This window comes from Mesorhizobium sp. M0074 (assembly GCF_040322975.1).
GTDB lineage: Bacteria > Pseudomonadota > Alphaproteobacteria > Rhizobiales > Rhizobiaceae > Mesorhizobium.
In genome coordinates this window covers 1-594 of sequence record NZ_JAMYUM010000101.1, presented here as the reverse complement: position 1 = coordinate 594, position 594 = coordinate 1, and the positions used below count along the sequence as shown (strand labels likewise).

Genomic DNA, 594 nt, shown 5'->3' with positions numbered 1-594 from the left:
CGGCCCTGCACATGATCGAACCTCGTGCCGACCGGCCGCGGGCGATCACGCTCGGTGCCGACAAGGCCTATGACGCAGAGGACTTCGTCAACGAGTTGCGCTCGATGAAGGTGACACCCCACGTAGCGCAGAACACGAACGGCCGTCGTTCGGCGATCGATCGCCGCACCACGCGCCACGGTGGCTATGCCGTCAGCCAGCGCATCAGAAAGCGCATCGAAGAGGCGTTCGGCTGGATCAAAACCGTCGCTGGGCAGGAGAAGACCAAATTGCGCGGCCGCGACCGCGTTGGGTGGGCCTTCACCTTCGCGGCCGCCGCCTACAATCTGGTGCGGCTGCCCAAGCTCTTGGCGGCGTCGAAATGACCGTGCCCGCAGGCTGCCAACTGATCGGCCGCTGGCGGATCATCGAAGCCGATCTGTGGGATCGCGGTTACCTGAACCTCGGTGGACCCGCAACCATCGCCATCGGACCCGACAATAACGGCGAGATCGCCTTTGGCGCCCTGCAAGCCGGTCTCGAACTGAGCTACAGCCCCTCGATAGTTCACTTCACATGGGCCGGGTGTGACGAGATGGATGAAGTCACAGGCGA

The 594-nt window shown here is 63.8% G+C and carries 2 protein-coding genes; both read left to right on the top strand.

Annotated elements, in window-relative coordinates; translation table 11 throughout:
* On the top strand, positions 1-365 hold a 365-nt coding region (locus NKJ73_RS34155; protein WP_352572796.1), incomplete at its 5' end, for a transposase.
* A partial coding sequence (locus tag NKJ73_RS34150) for a hypothetical protein (protein ID WP_352572795.1) occupies positions 362-594 on the top strand: 233 nt, incomplete at its 3' end. The genes NKJ73_RS34155 and NKJ73_RS34150, both read left to right, overlap by 4 nt.